Annotated in this window: 10 protein-coding genes and 2 pseudogenes; 6 read left to right on the forward strand and 6 right to left on the reverse strand. The window is 70.6% G+C overall.

Translation table 11 applies throughout. From position 1 onward, the window contains the following. Positions 1 to 776: 776 nt before the first annotated feature. Positions 777 to 1,688 carry a trypsin-like serine peptidase gene (locus ACZ4Z1_RS22550; RefSeq protein ID WP_468488386.1) on the reverse strand — a complete coding sequence of 304 codons (912 nt, stop codon included), beginning with the start codon at positions 1,686 to 1,688 and terminating at the stop codon, positions 777 to 779. Between the two features lie 1,135 nt (positions 1,689 to 2,823). Here ACZ4Z1_RS22550 and ACZ4Z1_RS22555 point away from each other — a divergent pair. After that, positions 2,824 to 3,585: a MerR family transcriptional regulator gene (locus ACZ4Z1_RS22555; protein WP_468488387.1), complete on the forward strand. Its 762-nt coding sequence runs from the start codon at positions 2,824 to 2,826 to the stop codon at positions 3,583 to 3,585. A gap of 286 nt (positions 3,586 to 3,871) precedes the next feature. Here ACZ4Z1_RS22555 and ACZ4Z1_RS22560 read toward each other — a convergent pair whose 3' ends face one another. Genes ACZ4Z1_RS22560 through ACZ4Z1_RS22570 form a run of 3 tightly spaced genes read right to left on the reverse strand, consistent with a single transcriptional unit; the run spans position 3,872 to position 7,692 of the window. Next, positions 3,872 to 4,315 (reverse strand): hypothetical protein, encoded by a 444-nt coding sequence (locus ACZ4Z1_RS22560; protein ID WP_468488388.1) that lies wholly within the window; start codon positions 4,313 to 4,315, stop codon positions 3,872 to 3,874. Then, positions 4,278 to 5,891 carry a hypothetical protein gene (locus ACZ4Z1_RS22565; RefSeq protein ID WP_468488389.1) on the reverse strand — a complete coding sequence of 538 codons (1,614 nt, stop codon included), beginning with the start codon at positions 5,889 to 5,891 and terminating at the stop codon, positions 4,278 to 4,280. Before ACZ4Z1_RS22565 ends, ACZ4Z1_RS22560 begins: the two co-directional genes overlap by 38 nt. A gap of 25 nt (positions 5,892 to 5,916) precedes the next feature. After that, positions 5,917 to 7,692, reverse strand: coding sequence for a protein kinase domain-containing protein (locus ACZ4Z1_RS22570; RefSeq protein WP_468488390.1), 1,776 nt, complete (start codon positions 7,690 to 7,692; stop codon positions 5,917 to 5,919). 414 nt (positions 7,693 to 8,106) lie between these two features. Between ACZ4Z1_RS22570 and ACZ4Z1_RS22575 the strand changes: the two are divergent. Both ACZ4Z1_RS22575 and ACZ4Z1_RS22580 read left to right on the forward strand, forming a co-directional pair. Further along, positions 8,107 to 8,235, forward strand: a pseudogene (locus ACZ4Z1_RS22575) (FAD-dependent oxidoreductase); the annotation flags it as partial. 304 nt (positions 8,236 to 8,539) lie between these two features. Then, positions 8,540 to 9,151 (forward strand): annotated as a pseudogene (locus ACZ4Z1_RS22580) (FAD-dependent oxidoreductase); the annotation flags it as partial. Between the two features lie 164 nt (positions 9,152 to 9,315). Here the strand turns inward: ACZ4Z1_RS22580 and ACZ4Z1_RS22585 are convergent. Continuing rightward, on the reverse strand, positions 9,316 to 9,987 hold the full coding sequence (locus tag ACZ4Z1_RS22585; protein ID WP_468488391.1) for a TetR/AcrR family transcriptional regulator: 672 nt from the start codon (positions 9,985 to 9,987) through the stop codon (positions 9,316 to 9,318). A 98-nt stretch (positions 9,988 to 10,085) separates the two neighbouring features. Between ACZ4Z1_RS22585 and ACZ4Z1_RS22590 the strand changes: the two genes are divergently transcribed. The 3 genes from ACZ4Z1_RS22590 (at position 10,086) to ACZ4Z1_RS22600 (ending at position 12,132) form a co-directional block, all read left to right on the forward strand. Further along, positions 10,086 to 10,916 carry a phytanoyl-CoA dioxygenase family protein gene (locus tag ACZ4Z1_RS22590; protein WP_468488392.1) on the forward strand — a complete coding sequence of 277 codons (831 nt, stop codon included), beginning with the start codon at positions 10,086 to 10,088 and terminating at the stop codon, positions 10,914 to 10,916. 79 nt (positions 10,917 to 10,995) lie between these two features. Further along, positions 10,996 to 11,124: a hypothetical protein gene (locus ACZ4Z1_RS22595; RefSeq protein ID WP_468488393.1), complete on the forward strand. Its 129-nt coding sequence runs from the start codon at positions 10,996 to 10,998 to the stop codon at positions 11,122 to 11,124. A 342-nt stretch (positions 11,125 to 11,466) separates the two neighbouring features. Further along, complete coding sequence (locus ACZ4Z1_RS22600) at positions 11,467 to 12,132, forward strand: DUF1345 domain-containing protein (RefSeq protein ID WP_468488394.1); 666 nt, start codon at positions 11,467 to 11,469, stop codon at positions 12,130 to 12,132. Between the two features lie 95 nt (positions 12,133 to 12,227). Here the strand turns inward: ACZ4Z1_RS22600 and ACZ4Z1_RS22605 are convergent, their stop codons facing one another. Next, entirely contained in the window at positions 12,228 to 13,607 is a 1,380-nt protein-coding gene (locus ACZ4Z1_RS22605) for an NAD(P)/FAD-dependent oxidoreductase (RefSeq protein WP_468488395.1), read from the reverse strand. Positions 13,608 to 14,741: the final 1,134 nt, after the last annotated feature.

The raw sequence follows: 14,741 nt of genomic DNA on the forward strand, positions 1-14,741 counted from the left end.
TGAGCCTCGTCAGGCCGGCAAGCTGATCGCCGCACTGCGGCGCGACGACGCGGACCGGTCCGCGAGGGCCGACTCCGGAACCTGTCGTAGCAGATCGCGCAGAACATCGCCGCGTTCCGTCCGTACCGCCGCATCAGCTGCCCTCGGCGCATGGTCGCCGGTTCCCACGGTGTGGCCACCCCGGTGTGGCGGAGGCAGCAGCCCACTTGTCGGAAGTGATCAGTGTCGACGTCCGAGGATGCTGCACCGGCATTCGAGGAGGCGTGAAGCCGCCCGTGGGCTGCCCCAGGTATCGAATGGCCTGTAGGTGTTGTTCCAGCGGGTGGTTTCGCCGGCTGAGGGGCCCGCCCTGGGGAACCAGGTGGCCGGGGCCCACGTCCCACAGGGCGAAGGACACCTGCCGTATTCGAGGAGCCACTGTGGCGCGAGTGTCGAGAGGCTTGTGGGCCGTCGCCGGGGCGGTGGCCGCCGTACTGGCGGCTGTGGTCGTCGGTGTTTCAGTGAGTGGTGTCCCGGGCGGTGAGACCGGCGGCCCGGGCGAACCGGCACCGAGCGAATCCTCCCCGACGCACCGCTCGTCCGACCCCGAGAAGGCCGGCGGCGGCGCCTCGGCCAGCCGGAAACCGGGCACCGGGTCGTCGTACTGGACGGAAGAACGCAGGCGCGAGGCGTCACCGGCGCAGATGCCCGATCCCCGGAAGTGACGCGCCGTTCATGCGGTGGGGCGGCACCGCGTGATGGTGCCGCCCGGTCGTGCGGGTGTGAAGCAGTGGCCCTCAGTCGTCCGCGACGTCGTGGTAGACGTTGATCGCGCCGTCCCCATGGTTGGCGGAGTAGCCATAGGGCTCGTTCCAGGGATTGTCGGGGTCGTCGGGGTCGTCTTCGTCGATGTGCGACATGGCTCCGACGATGTAGCCACGGCCGTTGCCGCCGAGGTCGTCGATCCAGGGGCCGCCACTGGAGCCCTGTCCCATGTCGCATTCCATCTGGAGCCGTTCGTCCCAGGGGAAGATGCTCGCGTCCTCGGTGTCGGCGAGGCAGTAGAAGAGCTGATCTCCCGGGAAGGTGCGGCCGTTGCCGGCGGCGGGGTAGCCGAGGAAGGTCACGTCACTGAATTCCTGGCCGTAGTTGAAGCGGTAGCCCTGGGACCCGGTGAAGTCCTCGATGTGGCCGTGCTGGGCCTGCGGAGCGAGCTTGATCGCGGCGACGTCGTAGTCGAAGTCGCCGTCCTCGGACCACCCCTTGGTGGTGTTGATGTAGGTGACGTCCCACGTGCCGTGCGGCGCCTTGCCATCGTCGTCGTCCGGGGCGAAGGCCATGTAGTCCGGGTCGTAGAACTTGCTGTCGCCGCCGCCACCGGGGTGCACGCAGTGTCCGGCGGTCCAAAGGGTGCTCTTGTTCTTGGCGGTGATGACACTTGCCGAGCAGTTGAATCCGCTGCCGTCGGGAGCGCGGTAGAAGAGACGTCCCGTAGTGATCGCGGGCTGTGATCCGGGCCGGCCCCATCGTTGGGCCTTGTTGATGTCGGCGATCGTGCCGCCAGACGCTCTCTCGTGCCCGCCCTGGTCCTTGGGCCCCGTCGGAGGGGCGGACTCCGGGCCGAGCGTCGAAGAGGGAGCGGTACCTGTCGGCTGCTGCCGGTTCTTGGATGTGACTGTCGGCAGCGGCGTGGCCTTGGACTTGGCCATCCGCTCCTTCGTCCAGTACGCGGAGCCACGAGTCTTCCCGGCGGCATGAGCGCCGCCACTGGCTTCCGCTGCCCGCGCCACGCCCGGGCTCTGACGCTCGGCCGGCCTCTGGGCGTGGCCCGCGGCCGTAGCGGCCGGTTGTGTCACTGCCAGCGCCAGGACGGCTGTCGCCGAGCCGGCCATTGCTGCTCTTCCCCAACGGCGATGACGCCTCGTCATGTGTTTTCCCCCATGTTCCCGTGGATCTCCTGTGGTCACCCGAGAGAGCGCCGGGGCCCGCTGGCCCATCAGTGATGGCGTGATGGGCATGGTGCAGCTGTGGCTCCCCGTTGCCGGGAGAAGGTTTGCATTACTGACATGCTCGGCACAACGCCCGTCGAAGAAATGACCGGATGCGCACACCTGCCTGCAGCACGGCCTTGACGGGCGCCCGACCGTTCTTACGCCCCGGGCTGACCACATCTTGAGAAAGCCGGCGACAGCGCCTCATCCGGGCGTTGTCAGTGCCGTGCGCCGCAACCCCCCTCTGGGGGACGGCAGTGAGTTCCGTATCCCCGATGGTGCGACCATCATCGCCTGCGCATTCGGCGCGGTGCGACCGCTGCTCGCCGAGCGAGGGTGCACTGTGAGCCCTGTTCTTCGGCCGCGCGCTTTGGCCGAGTCGTCGGCCATCTCGGTGACAGCGGGAAGACCCGGTACGGTCGGCGGCACCGAGATCCGGGGCCGGCGGCCCGCCGTCGGACGCGAGGGCCGGGACACGTTCTTCTCCGCCAAGAGCCAGGGATCATCAATGGTGGAGATTCTCGGCTGGTTGACGACTGACGGTGGGTCCGCCGCCTCCGTTCACGAGCAAAGGTCGGCGTTCACGGGAAAGAGTCGGCGTTCGCGAGAAAGGGTCGGCACTTCTGCATTGGTCCGGGAGGCACCGGCTCATCGGTGCGGTGCGAGAGTATTTGCGAGTTTCGACAGCGCTGGGTTTCGCGAGCAGGCCCACCGTGATCACCGACCGGCCGCCGATCGGTGCGCGACCTGGGAACCTGGGAGCTGGGCTTGAAGCTGCCGCAGCGGAAGCCTCTACCGTCCTGAGCAGGGCCGGACGTTCCGGCCCGGTGAAGCACGTGTGAGGGAGGCGGCGATGGCCTGGCCGATCGCGGAGGTCGCCCGGATGTCGGGTGTGACGGCCCGGACACTACGGCACTACGACGACATCGGCCTGCTGCCGCCGGCCCGGGTCGGGGCCAACGGCCACCGGTACTACGAGGAGCGGCAACTGCTGCGGTTGCAGCAGGTTCTCGTCCTGCGGGCGCTGGGCCTGGGGCTGCCTGAGATCGGCCGGATCCTGGCCGCGCAGGTCGACGAGCTGGAGGCCCTGCGGGGCCATTACCGTCGGCTGCTCGCCGAGCGCGACCGGCTGGATGGCCTGGCCGGCACCGTCGCCCGCACGATCACCGAACTGGAGCAGTCCAGGAAGGACGGCACAGACATGATCAGCATCAGCCGGCCGGAGAACCTGTTCGAGGGCCTCCGGCCTGTCCAGTGCATGAAGGTCCTGCGCGGTTTCCCGGAGCTGGTCGGGGCCGTCGAGCGGCATACCGCGGCGTTGAGCGAGGCCGAGATCGAGGCCGACGAGCGCGAGCGCACGGCGCAGATGATCCGGCTGGCGGAGCTGATGGCCACCGGCCTGCCCGCTGACGCCGACGCGGTGCAGGCCGAGATCGACACCCAGTACCGGACGTTGGCCCAGAGCCGGGCAGCCACCGCCGAGGAATACCGCGCGATCGGGCGTTGCTGTGTGGAGAACGAGCACTGGCGCGCGGTGTACGAGTCGATCGCGCCGGGCCTGGCCGCGTACCAGCGGGCCGCCATCGAGGCGTACGCCGCAACTCGGCTGCGCTGAGCCGGGACCGGGCCGCCGCCACGGGGGTGCGGCGGTCCTGCCGGGTCGGGCCACGTGCCGGTTCCGCCGGCACAGGGCCCGCAGCTGCATCTGCTGTCGCACCGGATCGGCTGGAGCGCGCAGGCGCCCGCCCGCTGGGTCACCGAACGGGGCGAGGCGGGGGGGCGCCGAGTGGAAGGGCGGGCGGTGGCCGGTGGTACGGGCCCGGGACGGGGCGTTCTCCCGTACGGACGGCGGTCCCGGCGCGATGTGCCGGGGCTTGACCGTGCGCCGGGAGAAGGTGAGGTCAGGTCAGCAGGCCGGCGACCGTCTGGGCCAGTGTGGCCAGTGACGTGCCGCCGGCGGTCGCGGCGGTGATGAGCTCCAGGCGCTCCCGCAGCGCTTGCCGGCGGTTGGCCGCGAGGGTTCCGCGACGTTCGATCTCTTCCTGGGTGAGGGCGAGTTCGGCGTCGAGTTCCGGGTAGTCAGTGTCGTTTTCCGTAGGGCCGGGGCCTGTGGCGGCAAGGAGGGCGGCGCGCAGCGCAGTCATCGCCGAAAGGAGAGGGGCCGGGTCGGTCGGTTCCGGCATGGCGTAGGTGATACGGGCGTCCGGACCGGTACTGAGCACCCCGCCCGAGACGGAGCCGCCCACGCTGATCGAACCCGGCGGGGCGGCGGGGGCACGGTCGCGGTTCGGTGCGCCGCCGTGGACGTCAGGGGGGTGTGGGTCGTCGGCCGGGGGCGGTCCCATGGCGGTCTCCTCGGGTGTATTGGATGTCCGTGCGTGCGCCGGTGGAGGCGACTCCACCGCTCATCGCGCCGATGTAGATCGCTCCTTGGCCGACGGTGACGGTCTGCCGCTCGAACTCGCGGGTGTCGTAGCCCTTCGACCGCAGCGCCTGGAGCACACCGTTCGTGATGCGGTCCTGCACGGTCTTCACATACCGGCTGGCGTCCATCTCCTGGAAGAGGGTCACCTGGTTCGTACTGCCCAGTTCGCGTACCGACACCCGGGGGCCGTCCGGCCTCGACCGGGGCGGACGGCGCAGCCATGTCCGGGACGACGTGAGGGCCGTACGCAGCAGCCCGAAGGCGGCGGCGGTGGAGGTCACCGGGCTGGTCAGCAGCGCCAGCACCGTGTTGCCCAGCAGCAGCCGGTCCTGGTCGGAGGCCGCGCGGGCGGCCGACTCGAACTCGGCCCGGGCCGGCGCCAGGACGTGCGGGGCCACTTCGAGCACCAGTATCGCGCCCTGGGTGTGCACCCGGACCAGTACGGTCACCACCAACTGCCCGCCCCAGGCCGTGATCCGCACCCGCAGGAAGTGCCGGCGCGCCTCACCGTCGTCGTTCACCGCCTCCCGCAGGCACTCGCGCAGCTGCTCGGTCTCGTACGGCATGTCCTGGCGCGGCCCGTACACCGGCAGACAGACGCATTCGTCGACCTTCAACTGGCTGAGCCGGTCGCGGGCGGTGGCCGGGCCTGCCAGCCGCAGCGACGCCACTTGTGGCCGGATGAGGTCGAGTACGTCGCGGTTGCTCAGCCCGCCGGGTGGTGGCGGCCGGTCGGCGCCGTCCTCGGCGGCCCGGTTCTTCGGCCGGAGCTCCAGGACGAACGACCAGGCGTCGTAGGTGATCCCGAAGCCGATCAGCGGGCGGTCCGGGCGGTAGGCGCAGAGCGGTGAGAACTGTTCACGGCCGATGGCCGCGCCGATGCGCCGGTAGCGCCGGGTGTCCGGCAGCCGGAGCGTGGGGTGGGCGTCGAACGACTCCCGGCTCAGCTCCCGCCGCATCAGCAGCACCGTCCGTACCCGGTGTGCCCACACCGGTACCACCAGCAGCAGGAGGAAGAGCAGGGCGTGGCCGGGCGCTACGCCGGTCAACGCCCAGGGCACGAGAACCGGGATTCCGCCCACGAGCGCGGCCAGGAGCACGACGCCACTGAACAGGGCAGCCGGCGACAGCGCTTTCGGCCCCTCCCCGCCCCGCCCTCGAATGAACGCCTCGGCGACCTGGCGCCCCGCCAGGGTGAGCCCCCACAGCAGGACCCACGCCGTCGCGAACACTGCCGCTTCCTGGGCGTTCACCACGGCGAAGGCCGCCCATATCAGGAGCACCGCCAGTCCGGTGAGCGCTTCCCAGCGCCGGGCACGCAGCGCATGCGCGAGGACGGGCAGCACGTCACAGCCGAGGGAAGCGGCGACCGGCCGTTCCTCGTGTTCCACCAGTTCCTCGATGACCTGCCGCCGGTACCGCCGGTCCGTATAGGCCCCCACGCACAGCAGCCGGGTGGCCTCCTGCCCCGCGGGGCCCTTCGAATCCCTGCTCATGCGGGTCCCCCTTCCGCCCCGGCCGCTATGCGTCCGACGGTTCGTACGCCCCCGTCACGGGCTTGCCGTCGGCCCGGCTCACGGTGCAGACCACCTGCCGGAACCCGTTGTTCCATCCGGTGGCGTCGATGACGTAGCCGAACAGGGCGGTGTCGTCGCCGGGTGCCCAGGTCGCACCGAAGCGGTTGCGGCACAGATCGGCCGCGCTCTTGGACGCCCGGTCGACGCTCATGCCCTGTGGTGCCTCGACGAACCCCACCACCTGGTCGGTGTGCGATTCGCTGCACGAAGACGCCAGCAACGCCTGGTAGGTGTCCTTCTTCTCCTTGTAGGTCCAGCAGTCACCGACCGACATCTGCTGCAGGTTGAGGTCGATACCGTGATCGCGGAAGCGGCCCACCTCCCCGCTGAAGGGGACGTGGCGGGAGGCGACCAGACAGGCAGCCCGCCCGCCCGCTGCCTCGAAGCCCTGGGCTGTCGGCACCACGGCGTAGGCACCGGCGTCGGGCAGCTGCCCCGCCACCTCGTCGGCCTGCCGTGCGCATTGCCGGGTGGCCCCGGAACGCGCCGTCTCAACGCTGGGGAAGTCCAGCATGGCGACCACCTGGGCGTTGTTCCCGGCGCCGCAGTCGACGACGCCGAGGTTGGGTACGGATTCCAGCGGGCGCCCTGCCCACACGGCGCTGACGCAGTCGCCGGTGGTGAGCGGCTCGGTGAGCCCGACCGACTGCCCGTACGGGAAGACGGCCGCACTGTGCGAGGTGGACGGCGCCGCGCTCGGCGTTCCCCTGCCCTGGCCTTTGTCCCGGCCTTTTTCCGGGTCGCTTCCGCCGGCGGTCAGCGCCAGGAAGGTTCCGGTGGCCGCGATCAGCACCACCACCGCGGACACGGCCACGGGCCGCCACACGCCAGCCGCCCGCAGCGCGAACCGCCGGCGCTCACCGACGGGACCTGTGCCCTCCTCGTCTTCCCGCTCGCCGGGTCGTTCTCCAGCCTGTTCGGCCTCGGGGCCGTCCGCGTTCGCGCCGATCAGCCGTTCCAGTGCCGCCCGCACCTGGTCGGCCGACGGCCGCTGCGCCGGCTCCTCGGCCAGCATCTCGCCGATGAGGCCCGCCAACTCCTGCGCGTGAACGGGCGATTCGGGGGGTGTAGGCGGCGGGTGGCCTTCGGCGGCCGCGTAGAGCGTCGCGCCCAGCGCGTAGACATCCGAGGCCGGAGTCGCGGCCCGGCCGGGTTCCCGCGACCGCTCGGGGGCGAGGAACCCGGCCTCCGTGCCCACCGCCGGCACCGTGCCGCTGAATCGGTATCCGGTCAGCAGTACCTGCTCAGGCACTTGTCCGTCCGCCCCCTCCGGTTTCAGCAGGACTGCGGACGGCGAGACCTGCCCGTGCAGTACCCCTAGGGCGTGTCCCGCTCCGAGCGCGTCGGCGAGCGCCAGGGCGATACCGGCAAGTTCCCCGGCCGGTACCGGGCCGTCCTGCCGTAGGCGCGTTGCCAGGTCGACCGCGCCCGGGTGGTACGCGGACACCACCCAGGGATCACCCTCGTGCTCCACGACGTCGTACAGCGCGACCACATGCGCGTGCCGGCGCAACTGCCCCACTCGGTCGGCGCGTTCGCGCGCCTGGCGCAGCCGGACCACTTCGCCCTCGACCACGCCGGGCGACAATGGCATTTCGGTGAGCAGGACTTCGGTCCGCAGGTCATCGTCCTGCGCGACCCATCGCTCCCCGCCCGAAGGCCCCCGACCGATGCGACGCACCAACCGGTACCGTCCGCCGATCAGTGCCCGTTCGCTCATCCCGGCTCCTTCCCCCGTTGGAGCCACCCGCCGCCGTACCGTTGGTTCCTGCGCCGTTACGGCGAGTCGCCCTGACATCGACGGTACACCCGGGTTCCCGCCTCGGCAGGCCCGGAAAGAGTGCGCAGATGGACAGGGCGGGCACCTGCGGGACAGGCCGCCCCCTCGCCTGGTGACCGGAATCGCTCGCAGTACGTGACCCCGGTGACGCCGGCCGGTTCCGGCGGGAGCCGGCCGGCGGAAAGAGTTCGGACTCTGGGGAGAGCGCGAGGGCAGAGGCGCGGCCGCATTTCTCGTAACACTCGTTGCGCAAATGCGTGCCGCTCGGTACGGTGCCGCCATCCTCCGTACTCAGGACAGGAAGCCGTGGCCGACTTGCATGACGTCGCAGTGGTCGGGGCCGGCCTCGCCGGTGTGGTCGCAGCCCGGGATCTCAGCACCGAGGGCTACTCGGTGGTGCTGTGCGAAGCGCGCGACAGAGTGGGCGGCCGGACCTGTACGGGTGAGGCGTTCGGCCGCTCGGTGGAGTTCGGTGGCGCGTACGCGCACTGGACCCAGCCGCACGTCTGGCGCGAACTGACGCGTTACGGCACCGGCCTGGCGGCACCGATGGAGACCGAGAAGAACGACTGGCTCGCCGACGGCGCCGTGCACTCGGGTACGGCGGCCGAGTACGCGAGCCCCTGCGGCCCGCTGGCCGCCCGTTGCCTGCACGACGCGCGGGCGCGGTTCCCGCAGCCGTTCGACCTTGGCGCCGCCGACACCAGCGCGATCGAGAAGGAGACGCCCGGGGACCGGCTCGACGCACTGGACCTGTCCGGCGTACGACCGGAACGCGCTCGACGGGATGCCGGCGTCGCTGGTCCATTCCCACAGCGAGCAGGGCATCGCCCAATTCCTCCTGTGGGCCGCGACCACCTTCGGCGACTGGGGCGCGTTCTTCGAAACCGCCCACGCCTGGCCCATCGAAGGCGGAACCAAGCGGCTGCTCGACGCGATCACCGGCGAGTCGAAGGCCGAACTGCGGCTGTCCACACCGGTGTCGGCAGTCGAGGACGACGGGGCCGGGGTCACCGTGACCGCCCGGGACGGCGACCGCGTCCGAGCACGTCACGCCGTCGTCGCACTCCCGCTCAACACCCTGGACGACGTGACCATCGCCCCCGCCCTCGCCCAGCCGGTGCGCACCATGATCGAGCAGAAGCACCCGGTGAAGGCGCTCAAGCTCTGGGCGCGGGTCCGGGGCGGGACAGCGCCCTTCACCGCCGTCGCCCCGGTCGGCAAGCACCCCGTCAACGCCGCCAGGACGGAGTACCGCCATGACGGCGCCACCCTGGTCATGTGCCTCTGCTCCGACGCCTCGGCGATCGACGGCCATGACCGAGCGGCGGTGCAACGCGCCCTGCGGACCTTCGTCCCCGGCATCGAAATGGTCGACACCGCCTGCCACGACTGGGCGACCGATCCGTTCTCCCGCGGCGCCTGGGCGCATCACCGGCCGGGGAACCTGACCCAGGCCGCGCCCCGGATGCGCGAGGTGGGACAGGCCGCCGACGGGCCGCAGCCACCCGCCGTCCGTCGTCCGCCACCCGTGCGGCGGATGACGGACGGCGGGCTCGTCACTTACGAACCGGACGTACGGCGGGCGCCCGGATGGGGAGCGATCAAGGTGACGGCGGCATCGAGGAGAGCCCGGACCCGGCTCGCCGTGAACCTCTTGGGCTCGATGGGGAACATCATCATCCAGCCGTCACCGATGGCGCCGAGCTGGTCGGCGAGCAGGTCGGCGGGGATGTCGTCGCGGATGGTTCCCTGCGCCTGTCCGGCCGCGAGGAGCGAGGCCAGCCCACTGCGGTGACGGGCGTAACGCCGCTCGATGACGGCGGCGAAGGCCGGTTCGTACCGTGCGTGGACGAGCAGCTGGGACATCACGGGCCAGAATTCGGGGTCGTCGGTGGTCCGGAGCAGCCACCGCTCCAGGAGCGCCCTGATGTCGGGCTGGTCCCGGCCGGCCGCGAGCATGGCGTCGAAGCCGTCGAACCGGCTCTCGGCCAACGCGGTGACCAGTTCCTCCTTGTTCGCGAAGTAGTACGTCACCGCCCCGGTCGTACACCCCGCACGGTGGGCCACCTTGCGCAACGAGGTGCTGGCGTAACCCTCCTGCGCGATCACCGAGGCCGCTGCCTTCAGCAGCTCGGCCCGCTTCGCCGCGCGATCGCCCGTCGGGCGGCCACGCCGCCCCACCGGCCCGGTTCTGCCGTCGTTGTCCGCTTGTCGGGTCGCGTTGTCGGCCACCCTGTGATTCTGCCACACAATTAACGTAACGACTGTTATGCAAAGTGCGGAGGGCTCGTTACGGTGCTGCCACCACCTGACCTACGGGACGAACGCCCATGCAGGAGTCAGTGCGGGAAACATTCCGCGACGACGGCGCCGTCCTCATGAAAAACTGCCTCGACGCGGCGCAGTTGGCGCGGTGCCAGGAGGCGTACCACCGGGCCGTCGAGCACCCCGGACCCAACGCGACCCGGGTGTTCAACGGAACCGTGCAGCAGTCACACGTCGACAACGCCAACCCGCTCGCCAAGTCGCGGCTGGACGCGATGGTCTCGTCGCTGCCGTTCGGCCGGCCGTTCGCCGACCTGTGGGACTCGCAGCATGTCTGGTACTTCGCCGAGGAGATATTCCTCAAGGCCGGCGGACGAGGCGCCCGCACCGCCTGGCACCAGGACACCGCGTACCTGCCCTGGGCCGGAGAACACTGGGCCAACGCCTGGATCAGCTTCCAGGCACTCCCGAAAGCGAACTCGCTGGAGATCATCCGCGGTTCCCGCCACGGCACCCAGTACGACGGGACCACCTTCGCCAACCCCGACGATCCCACCGAACCCCTCCATGGCGGCGGCTCCCTGCCGCGTCTGCCGGACATCGACGCCGAACTCGCGCACGATCCCGACGCCTACGACGTGCTCTCCTGGGCCACCGAGCCCGGCGATGTCGTCGTACTCCACCCCCGCGCGCTGCACGGCGGCGCGCACGTCGACGCCGCGTGCCCGGAGCGCCACACGCTGGTCCTGCGCTTCTTCGGCGACGACGCGACATTCCGCCCCCTCCCGGAGGAGAACAAGCACTTCGCCCGCAACGGCGTTCTCTTCGTCGAGGAGATGGCGAAGCTGAACGCGGGCGCCCCGTTCCGCTCCCCCGTCTTCCGTCAGCTCGTCTGACCAGACCCACGATGAGGCCCCACGGAATGAAGCGCCGATCGGTCGACCCGCCCCCTACCCCTCGTGGACCGCGATCGGAGTGACCCAGCTGGCCCTGCCCGAACTGCTGGTCGGAATCCGCGCCGTGGCCGGCAGCGGCAACCGCACCGAAATCAGTACCGACACCGGTACCGACAGCCACCGCCTCGACCGGTCACCGGCCGACTGACACGCGGACGAGTGCAGGGACATGACGGTCATACCCCTGTGAGCGGCTTCGCCGCTGACCCATTCGGGCCTCGGCAGGCGCTCGACGGTGCCCGCTCCACGCCACCGCGCGGCGCGGGCAGTGGGCCGTCTGCCGGGCACTCGACCACTCGGACGGCGGCAGCTCACGAACCACTTCAAAGCTCTACCAGCCGGCATCCCGACCGGCCCCGAACCAACTTGGATCCCAACCGGGACACGCCCTCGACGCAGGCGCCCAGAAGCCGGAGCCACCCCATAAGATCAGCCGCGACCTTTCTCTTCAGCACCCCGTCACACGACGCCCGGCCAGAGAGGCTCGTCCGTGCACCGCTGGCTTTCCGAACGGCGCCGATCGGCGGTGAGCCTGGCCGTCGCGGTGTGCGCGGCAGTGGTCCTTCCCATCGACAGCGTGGCGCGGATCTCGGCAGCGGATGTCGGCGTACTCGTACTCTTCGCCTACCTGCTCCCCTACCTCGCCATCACCTTGACCGCCTTCTTGCGTGTGGTTCCGGAGCAGGTCCGCTCCTGGGCGCATCGCGAAGCCCGCGGCACATTCATACAGCGCTACATCCTGGGCACCGCGCCCGGGCCCGGGGGATCGCTCTTCATCGCGGCTGCCGCGCTGGTGGTGGCAGTGTTGTGGCTTCCCGGCCACCTCAGCACCACCTTCTCGGCCCTCCCGCGCACACTGGTGGCGCTCGCTCTGGTCGTCGTCGCCTGGATCTGCGTCGTCGTCGCCTTCGCCGTCACCTTCCAGGCCGACAACCTCGTGGAGAACGAGCGGGCACTCGACTTCCCCGGGGAGCAGGCTCCGGCCTGGGCCGACTACGTCTATTTCGCCCTGGCCGCGATGACGACGTTCGGCACCACCGACGTCGACGTGACCTCACGGGACATGCGACGGACCGTGGCGGCGAACACCGTCATCGCCTTCGTCTTCAACACCGTCACGGTCGCAAGCCTGGTCTCCGCACTGGGCGGCCGCTGACCGACCAGCGAAATCGATGCGGCACACCACAGCACGCCCGCGCCTGTTCCCTCTGGTCAGCAGTCAGGACCCAGCCGCTGTCACGGCGCGGGCGGTCAATGGCCGGGTGGCCCTCGGTCAACGGCGGCGGCGAGCCGGCTTAACGCCCTGCGGCGACGCAAGCGGTCCGAGACGCGGTCGGCCGTCCAGGCGGCGTGCAGCGTCGGCGCGCTGAGGACGGAAGGAGCGAACCGCGGCCGCGCACGCCATACGGCGGCGAGGTCCTCGTACATCCGGTCGCCGGCGAGCCGGTCGGCGAGCAGTGTTCCGAGGTAAGGGGACTGGGCGAGGCCGTGGCCGTTGCAGCCGATGGCGTAGAGAACGTTGTTCGTCGCCTCGCCTGCGACCGGCAGCAGGGACGGTGTCATCGCGATCCACCCGCCCCAGGCGCGTCGCGGTGCGACATCGCCGAGGGAGGGAAACCGCTCGTGGAAGCCGCGGACGAGGTCCGCCACGACCGTGTCGTCCGGCTCACGGGCGCCCAGCGCTCCCGGCGCCGTCCGCAGCCGGCGGGTTCCGAACATGATCGTGCCGTGTGGCGTGGGCCGGTAGTTCTCCAGGATCGCGTGCGCAGTGATGATGCCGACGCGCCTCGTCCAGCCGGTCGCCGCCAGGCGTTCGGGGGCCACCGGCTCGGTCTCGACCAAGCTGGTCCAGATCGGTGTGACCATCCGCTTCGGGGCGATCGCGAGGTCGCGGGAGTAGGCATTGGTGGCCAGAACCACCCGCTCGGCGCGGACGCGGCCGCCGGGCACGCTGACGACGGCTCCCGAGGCATGGGGCTCGACCGCGCGCACGGCGGTCCGCTCGTACACCCGCACGCCCGATGCAAGAAGCACCTCGCGCAGGCCGAGCGCGAACTTCCCGGGATTCAGCAGCCCACCGGCCCGCTCGAAGACGCCGCCGAGGAACGTCTTCGGCAGGCCGAAGCCGCCGCCCTCGACGAACTCGGCGTCCGCCCCCGCGTTCCGGAGGATCTCGGCGTTCCGCCGGGTGCGCCGGAGCTGTCCCGGGGAGACGGCGGCGATGACGTTGCCCGTGGGCTCGTAGTCGCAGTCGATGGCGAGCCGTCGGATCAGGTCCTCGGTGAAGAGGGCCGCCCTGTCCGCGTAACGGATGAGCTGCGGCAGGCGGCGGGCGTACAGCGTCTTCAACAGCTGCGGGTCGCCTGCCAGCGCGTTCGACAGGTACCCGGCATTGCGCGAGCTGCCGCCCCATCCGCAGAACCCGGATTCCAGCAGGACGACGTCGGCACCGCGCTCGGCCAGCCGCAGCGCCGCCGCCATGCCGGCGTATCCGCCCCCGACCACGGCGATGTCGCACGTGAGCTCCCCTTCCGGCATCGGCGCGAAGTCGGTGGGCCGGTCGGCCCAGCCGCTGAACGCCGAGTACGTCACGCCGGCGAAGCCGGCCCCGCTCGCTGCAACGTCGTACATGTCGGCCTCGGATTCCCGTCCTGAGTACGAAAGATGACGGCACCGTATCGAGTCCCACGAATTTACACAACAGGCGTTACGACAAATGAGCCCACTGCCCCCGCGCCACCCGCCCGAAGACCGTCCCGCCTCTTCCCGCCCCCACCGGGGCGGCCTGCCCGTCCCGCACCGGTACGCAAGGCGAGGCAGACATGGCCCAGCGACGGACGAGCCCCGCCGGAAGCCCGGGCCGGTCAACCTCCGACCCCACCCCGGCCGACAGTGGGCCGAGCGCGCCGGACGGCAGCCGAGGCCCTGCGACTGCCAGTCGATAAGCGGGGTTTGGCGCGCCACTGTTATTCGCAACCGTGGCGGGAGTTCACGCGCGTCGGCAACGCGCGTCATATCAGGGAGGCCAGTGGCTTGTTGACGCATTGTTTTGGAAGAAGGTCTGGCGCGGCGGCAGAGAGCAGCTAGGATCACGACATGGTCACGGCCCGGTCGCCCTTCGGGATGCAGCGGCCCCGTTCATCAGCGGGTCCGTTTCGCGTGCTGTGGCTGGCCATGCTCCTGCTCGGACTGGCGTATACGCACGTCCTGAGCGGGGAGGGCGCCGCAGGCCACGGATCGGCAAGCCTGGCGTCGACTTCGGCCGTCGCTCCCGCCTCTCCGGAGCAGAACAACCGACTGGTGTCCGCCGCAGGTTTGCCTGTTCACCCCGCTCCTCTGGGCGGGCACCACGACGATCACCACCTCGCACACCCGGCCGAGGAGTGCGTGTCAGGACTGCCGCAGCAGGGGCCCGATGTCGCAGCGCCCTGTCTGACGCCGCTCGAATGGGCCGAACAGGCCGTATTGTCCCCGGGGACCGGGCGGCCCATGTCGGCTGCCCCTGAGGCGGCTGTGCCCTCACTGGGAGGCCCCGCCGGATCATCGGTCCTGCGCGTTTAGGCCAGACCGCCTTCAACTGGACGGCGTATTCGAGACGCCGATGCCTCTGAAGCTGCTCGACCTCGGGCTCGTTGTGCCCAGTTGTCGGTATCCGCTTTCCCCGCCCTCCCTTCACTGGAGTGGATCAGGGAATCCACCGACGTAGGTCTGTCCTTTTTCCCTGCCGTCGCTCGTCTTCCTCTCGGAGCAGCGCGGTATCGCGTG

The sequence above is a fragment of the Streptomyces sp. NPDC030165 genome (assembly GCF_055573595.1).

Bases quoted from the DNA above. Each gene is read 5' to 3' on its own strand.
- ACZ4Z1_RS22570 (WP_468488390.1), bottom strand. From the start codon at position 7,692: ATGAGCGAACGGGCACTGATCGGCGGACGGTACCGGTTGGTGCGTCGC.
- ACZ4Z1_RS22555 (WP_468488387.1), top strand. From the start codon at position 2,824: ATGGCCTGGCCGATCGCGGAGGTCGCCCGGATGTCGGGTGTGACGGCC.
- ACZ4Z1_RS22605 (WP_468488395.1), bottom strand. From the start codon at position 13,607: ATGTACGACGTTGCAGCGAGCGGGGCCGGCTTCGCCGGCGTGACGTAC.
- ACZ4Z1_RS22550 (WP_468488386.1), bottom strand. From the start codon at position 1,688: ATGGCCAAGTCCAAGGCCACGCCGCTGCCGACAGTCACATCCAAGAAC.
- ACZ4Z1_RS22565 (WP_468488389.1), bottom strand. From the start codon at position 5,891: ATGAGCAGGGATTCGAAGGGCCCCGCGGGGCAGGAGGCCACCCGGCTG.
- ACZ4Z1_RS22560 (WP_468488388.1), bottom strand. From the start codon at position 4,315: ATGGGACCGCCCCCGGCCGACGACCCACACCCCCCTGACGTCCACGGC.
- ACZ4Z1_RS22590 (WP_468488392.1), top strand. From the start codon at position 10,086: ATGCAGGAGTCAGTGCGGGAAACATTCCGCGACGACGGCGCCGTCCTC.